We start from the raw sequence: 7,089 nt of genomic DNA, 5'->3' as shown, positions 1-7,089 counted from the left end.
ATCATCACCAAGTGGCGCTTGCAGCCCGGCAAGATGCTGCTGGTCGACCTCGAGCAGGGCCGCTTGATCCCCGACGACGAGATCAAGGCCGAGCTCGCCCGGAGCCATCCCTACGAGGAGTGGCTGGAGCGGACCCAGATCGTGCTGGAAGAGCTGCCGAAGGTGCCGACCACCGGCGTGCGCTCTAACCTATCGCTTTTGGATCGCCAGCAGGCGTTCGGCTACAGCCAGGAAGACATCGCCATCCTGATGACACCGATGGCGTCCATCGGCGAGGAAGCGGCCGGCTCGATGGGCAACGACACGCCGATCTCGGCGTTGTCGGACAGGGCCAAGCCGCTGTTCACCTACTTCAAGCAGAACTTTGCGCAGGTCACCAACCCGCCGATCGACCCGATCCGCGAGGAGCTGGTGATGAGCCTGGTCTCGATCATCGGACCACGGCCGAACCTGTTCGATCTGCAGGGCCTTGCCACCACCAAGCGCCTCGAAGCACGCCAGCCGATCCTGACCGATGCCGATCTCGAAAAGATCCGCTCGATCTCGGATGTGGCCGAGTCGCACTTCAAGTCGCGCACGCTGGACACCACCTTCCACGCCGGTCTCGGCGCGGCCGGCATGGACCAGGTGCTCGACGAGCTCTGCGCGCGCGCGGAAGCTGCGGTGCGCGAAGGCGTCAACATCATTATCCTGTCCGACCGCATGGTCGGCACTGACCGCGTGCCGATCCCGTCGCTGCTGGCCTGCGCCTCCGTGCACCACCATCTGATCCGCACCGGCCTGCGCACCTCGGTCGGCCTCGTCGTCGAGTCCGGCGAGCCGCGCGAAGTGCATCACTTCGCCTGCCTCGCGGGTTACGGCGCTGAAGCGATCAATCCCTATCTGGCTTTCGAAACCATCATCGCGATGAAGGACCGCCTGCCCGGCCCGCTCGACGACTACGAGATCGTCAAGCGCTACATCAAGTCGATCGGCAAGGGCCTGCTCAAGGTGATGTCCAAGATGGGCATCTCGACCTACCAGTCCTATTGCGGCGCGCAGATCTTCGACGCGGTCGGCCTCAAGGCGGACTTCGTCGGAAAGTTCTTCGTCGGCACGCATACCCGCGTCGAAGGCGTGGGTCTCGCCGAGATCGCGGAAGAGGCCGTGCGCCGCCATGCCGACGCGTTCGGCGAGGCGCTGGTCTACAAGACCGCGCTCGATGTCGGTGGTGAATACGCCTATCGCAGCCGCGGCGAGGATCATGCCTGGACCGCCGAGTCGGTCGGGCTGCTTCAGCATGCCGCCCGCGGCAATTCGCTGGAGCGCTATCGCGCCTTCGCAAGAATCCTCAACGAGCAGTCGGAGCGGCTGCTGACGCTGCGCGGCCTGTTCCGGATCAAGAATGCGGACGAAGAGAAGCGCAAGCCCATTCCGCTCGATCAGGTCGAGCCGGCCAAGGACATCGTCAAGCGTTTCGCCACGGGTGCGATGAGCTTCGGCTCGATCTCGCGCGAGGCGCACACGACGCTTGCGATCGCCATGAACCGGATCGGCGGCAAGTCGAACACCGGTGAAGGCGGCGAGGAAGCCGACCGCTTCAAGCCGATGCCGAACGGCGACAGCATGCGTTCGGCGATCAAGCAGGTCGCCTCCGGCCGCTTCGGCGTCACCACGGAGTATCTCGTCAACTCCGACATGATGCAGATCAAGATGGCGCAGGGCGCCAAGCCCGGCGAAGGCGGCCAGCTGCCCGGCCACAAGGTTGACGCGACCATCGCCAAGGTCCGGCATTCGACGCCGGGCGTCGGCCTGATCTCGCCGCCGCCGCACCACGACATCTACTCGATCGAGGATCTGGCGCAGCTGATCTACGACCTCAAGAACGTCAACCCGACGGGCGACGTTTCGGTCAAGCTCGTCTCCGAGATCGGCGTCGGCACCGTCGCCGCGGGCGTCGCCAAGGCGCGCGCCGACCATGTCACCATCGCGGGCTTCGAGGGCGGCACCGGCGCCTCGCCGCTGACCTCGATCAAGCATGCCGGCAGCCCGTGGGAAATCGGCCTTGCCGAAACCCACCAGACGCTGGTGCGCGAGCGGCTGCGCAGCCGCATCGTGGTCCAGGTCGACGGCGGCTTCCGCACCGGTCGTGACGTCGTGATCGGCGCGCTGCTCGGTGCCGACGAGTTCGGCTTTGCCACCGCGCCGCTGATTGCGGCCGGCTGCATCATGATGCGCAAGTGCCATCTCAACACCTGCCCGGTCGGCGTCGCCACGCAAGATCCCGTCCTGCGCAAGCGCTTCACCGGCCAGCCCGAGCACGTGATCAACTACTTCTTCTTCGTCGCGGAGGAAGTCCGCGAGATCATGGCCTCGCTCGGCTTCCGCACCTTCAACGAGATGATCGGCCAGGTTCAGCTGCTCGACCAGACCAAGCTGGTCGCGCACTGGAAGGCCAAGGGGCTCGACTTCTCGAAGCTCTTCGTCAAGCAGAAGGAGGAAAAGGGCCAGAAGATCTATCACTCCGAGCGCCAGAACCATCATCTGGAGGCGGTGCTCGACCGCACGCTGATCGAGAAGGCACAGCCCTCGCTCGATCGCGGCGCGCCAGTCAAGATCGAGGCTGCGATCAACAGCACTAACCGCTCCGCCGGTGCGATGCTGTCCGGCACGGTCGCCAAGATCTACGGCCACGCCGGCCTGCCGCAGGACACCATCCATGTCAGCCTCAAGGGCACCGCGGGTCAGGCCTTCGGTGCGTGGCTCGCCAACGGCGTCACCTTCGAGCTCGAAGGTGAAGCCAACGACTATGTCGGCAAGGGCCTCTCTGGCGGCAAGATCATCGTCAAGCCGCCGGCCAACAGCAGCATCGTGCCGGAAGAGAGCATCATCGTCGGCAACACCGTGATGTACGGCGCGATTCAGGGCGAGTGCTACTTCCGCGGCGTCGCCGGCGAACGCTTTGCCGTGCGCAACTCGGGCGCGGTCGCCGTCGTCGAAGGCGCGGGCGATCATTGTTGCGAATACATGACCGGCGGCATCGTGGTCGTGCTCGGCAAGACCGGGCGCAACTTCGCGGCCGGCATGTCCGGCGGCATCGCCTATGTGCTCGACGAGACCGGCGATTTCGACAAGCTGTGCAACATGGCGATGGTCGAGCTCGAGCCGGTGCTGTCGGAAGAGCTGATTAATGCCGGCACCTACAACCACTCGGGTGACCTCGAGGCGCATGGCCGGGTCGACGTGTTCAAGAACCTGCTCGACTCCGACGTCGAGCGCCTGCACGTCCTGATCTCGCGCCATGCGAAAGCGACCAGCTCCAAGCGCGCCGCCGACATCCTTGCCAATTGGAAGGATTGGCTGCCCAAATTCCGCAAGGTGATGCCGGTCGAGTACCGGCGCGCGCTGCGCGAAATGGCGGCCAACGCGGACGCCGAGCCGAAAATCGCGATCGGGGCCTAGGAATATCAGCGCCCGTCATTGCGAGCGTAGCGAAGTAATCCAGACTTTCTCCTCGGATATAGACTGGATTGCTTCGTCGCTTCGCTCCTCGCAATGACGGTGGGGAAGCAACAAACGAATTTAAGCGGCAGGGACTTCGGGTTTAATGGGCAAGATCACGGGTTTTCTCGAAATCGAACGGCATGACCGCAAGTACACCCCGGTCGCCGAGCGCGTGAAGCATTACAACGAGTTCGTCGTTCCCTTGACCGAGAAGGAAACGCGCGACCAGGCCGCGCGCTGCATGAACTGCGGCATTCCCTATTGCCACGGCACCGGCTCGGTCGCGCCGGGCACGCCAGGCTGCCCCGTCAACAACCAGATCCCCGATTTCAACGACCTCGTCTATCAGGGCAATTGGGAAGAAGCCTCGCGCAACCTGCACTCGACCAACAACTTCCCGGAGTTCACCGGCCGCATTTGTCCGGCTCCATGTGAAGCCTCCTGCACGCTCAACATCGACGACAACCCTGTCACCATCAAGACCATCGAATGCGCGATCGTCGACCGTGCCTGGGACAATGGCTGGCTGAAGCCTGAACTGGCCGCCGTGAAGACCGGCAAGAAGGTCGCTGTGATTGGCTCGGGTCCGGCCGGCATGGCCTGTGCGCAGCAGCTCGCGCGCGCCGGTCACGACGTGCACCTGTTCGAGAAGTACGCCAAGGCCGGCGGACTGCTGCGCTATGGCATTCCCGACTTCAAGATGGAGAAGGGCATCATCGACCGCCGCGTCAAGCAGATGGAAGGCGAAGGCGTCACCTTCCACTACAACAGCCATGTCGGCGTCGACGGCAATGTCGATCCGCGCGAGATGTTGAACGAGTACGACGCCGTTGCGCTGACCGGCGGCGCAGAGGCTCCGCGCGACCTGGCGATCCCCGGCCGCGAGCTCGACGGCATTCACTACGCGATGGACTTCCTGCCGCAACAGAACCGCCGCGTCTCCAGCGAGCCCTTGAACGGCATCACCGAGATTCTGGCGGGCGGCAAGCACGTCGTCGTCATCGGCGGCGGCGACACCGGCTCCGACTGCATCGGCACCTCGCTGCGCCAGGGCGCGCTCTCCGTGACCCAGCTCGAGATCATGCCGGCCCCGCCCGAGCGCGAGAACAAGGGCCTGACCTGGCCGAACTGGCCGCTCAAGATGCGCACGTCGTCGAGCCAGGCCGAAGGCGCGGTCCGCGAATACGCCGTGCTGACGCAGAAGTTTTCCGGCGAGAACGGCAAGGTCAAGAAGCTGCACTGCGTGCGCGTCGACGACAAGTTCAAGCCGATTGGCGGCACCGAATTCGAGCTCGACGCCGAGCTGATCCTGCTCGCCATGGGTTTCGTGCATCCCGTGCACGAGGGCCTCTTGAAGCAGCTCGCGGTCGAGCTCGATCCGCGCGGCAACGTCAAGGCCAACACGCTCGACTACCAGACCTCGCGCCCGAACGTGTTTTCGGCGGGCGACATGCGGCGTGGGCAATCGCTGGTGGTGTGGGCGATCCGCGAAGGCCGGCTGTGTGCAAGGTCGATCGATACGTTCCTGATGGGGAAGACGGACCTGCCGCGGTAGGTTCGGTCATTCCGGGGCGCGCCACTTGGCGCGAGCCCGGAATCCATCGGGCCTCAGGGACGGTGGATAAATGGATTCCGGGCTCGCGCTTCGCGCGCCCCGGAATGACGGCGGAAAGAGCCGCGCCCTCGCCTTTTGCCTCGCTGAATGTGCACGGCGGCAGGCGTACTAATTCTGCAGCCTCACCCCCAGCATCACCACCGTGCCCTGCGAGCTCGAGCCCGGCTGGTTCGAGTCCAGGATGTCGTGGCGCAGCGTGCCCTTGATCCAGACATTGCGGTTGAGCTTGTAGATCAAATTGCCTTCAAGCGAGTAGGTCTTGTCGTTGCGATTCTGGCCCTGGTAGTCGTAGGTGCCGTAGGTGAACTTGCCGATCGCGGTGAGCCAGCGGCGGAAGTCGTGATCCACCTCGGCGGCATAGGTGTGCACCAGCACGCCGGAGGAGCCGGGGATCGTGGTTTCCGCGATCTGCGTGTCGGTGTTGAATTTCACCGTGGTCAGGCCGCTCGCGTTCCAGATCAGCGAGCCCGAGGTCAGGAAACCCGAGAGCTGGCTCAGCCGCGGGTCGACATAGTTGCGCGCGGAGTAGCCGACCGAGATCTCGCCGGTAAGGATGCGCGAGAATTCAAAGGACGAGCCGACCTTGGCATAGCCGCCGTTTGAATCGCGCAAGTATCCGTTGCGATCGGCGGCCTGATCGTGGACGCGGTTGTCGCCTTCGATCTCGACGAACGGCTTGAGCCCCGGCTTGAGCTCATAGGAGAAACGCCCGACGCCGCCATACTGGTTGAAATCGCGATCGTCGTTGCTGAAGGTCGAGCCGTCGGTGAGCTTGGAATCGGTATAGGCGGTGCGGTCGATCGTGGCGCCGGCCGCGACCTGGAAGCGGTTAAACGTCTGGTCGAAGCCGAAGGTGCCGCCATAGGTGGCGTAAACGGGATATTTCTGCAGGCCGGCCTGCACGTTCGGGCTGCCGGGATTGTCGGTGGCGAGGCGCAGGCGCAGCTGCGAGGTCAGCTTGAGATCGCGGTCGACGTCGAAACGGCCGTCGACATGGCCGGTGAAATCGGGACGGTTGATTTCGACCGGCGACGGCGAGGCGAGGCCGTCGATCGTCGCCGGCATGTTGTTGGTGTAGCCGGAGAATGAGCCGCGTAAGTCAGCGACCAGCGCGTGGCGCTCCCAGTCGGACACGACGAGAAGATCGGGCGCGACGACATAGACCGGCGAGCCGACCGGCTTCTGCAGGCGCGCCGGATTGGTGTCGTAGCCGGTGGAGAGCTCGAGGCCGCCCTTGATCAGGAAGCTGCCGGCGTAATCGCCGACCGCGCCGAACGCATCGTCATCGATCTTGAGGCGACGGCGCTGAGGCTGACCAGGCACGATGCCCGCCATCGCCGGCGGCACCGGCGTCTTGTTGGCGCTCTCCGACGGCGGTGGCGCAATGCGCGGTGCACCGAGAGGGGACAGCGTCGGTGTTACGGACGGCACCGGTGAGCCCGGACCTGTGGGCTTCTTCGGCTTCGGCTGGCCCGGATAGAGTCTTGGCTGCTGGCGCGTGCGGTTGAGCGAGTCGTAGCCGGAGCTGCTCGCGCCGTTGGCTGCGGGCAGGCCGTAGGTCGGGACCTGACCGATACGCGACGGCGCAGGCCTCTCGCGGCTCTTGCGCGGATCGTCGTTGGGATCCGGCGGCGCCGGGATCGCATCCGATGGCGCCTGCGGGACAGCGGCCGTGCGGCGCGTCGGCAGGGTGTCGGGCGCGACGAAGCCGCCGCGATTGGGATTGAACAGATCGGGCGTCAGGCTCTGGGCGGCCGCCGGGCCGGTTTCCAGTGCGGTCAGCAGCAGGCATGGCAAAGCGGCGCGAAAGACGTACGCGCAACTGCTCCGGCCCCTACCTGGAGGCGACCCCACGATGGAATAACTCCAACGAAATCAAACGCTTCTTCGATGCCCTTCCGCGAATGCGCGGGAACCATCGTTAATGGAGTTAAAACAATTATGGTTAATGACCGGTTGAGGGCGTTGGAGCCCGCGTCGCCTCGTCGGCG

Annotated in this window: 3 protein-coding genes; 2 read left to right on the top strand and 1 reads right to left on the bottom strand. The window is 64.7% G+C overall.

Annotated features, from left to right (window positions below):
- Positions 1 to 3,441: glutamate synthase large subunit (gene gltB / locus ABIC09_RS02210; RefSeq protein WP_354108249.1), on the top strand; the 3,441-nt coding region annotated here is incomplete at its 5' end.
- A gap of 145 nt (positions 3,442 to 3,586) precedes the next feature.
- Positions 3,587 to 5,038 (top strand): glutamate synthase subunit beta, encoded by a 1,452-nt coding sequence (locus ABIC09_RS02205; protein ID WP_354108248.1) that lies wholly within the window; start codon positions 3,587 to 3,589, stop codon positions 5,036 to 5,038.
- Positions 5,039 to 5,206: 168 nt separating this feature from the next.
- Here the strand turns inward: ABIC09_RS02205 and ABIC09_RS02200 are convergent, their stop codons facing one another.
- Positions 5,207 to 6,952, bottom strand: a complete 1,746-nt coding sequence (locus ABIC09_RS02200; protein WP_354108247.1) for an outer membrane beta-barrel protein — start codon at positions 6,950 to 6,952, stop codon at positions 5,207 to 5,209.
- Positions 6,953 to 7,089 lie beyond the last annotated feature (137 nt).

This window comes from Bradyrhizobium sp. S3.12.5, from assembly GCF_040548225.1.
In the GTDB taxonomy this organism is placed as follows: domain Bacteria; phylum Pseudomonadota; class Alphaproteobacteria; order Rhizobiales; family Xanthobacteraceae; genus Bradyrhizobium; species Bradyrhizobium cytisi.
The sequence above is the reverse complement of the archived record's forward strand: the minus strand, read 5'-3'. Positions and strand labels throughout refer to the sequence as shown.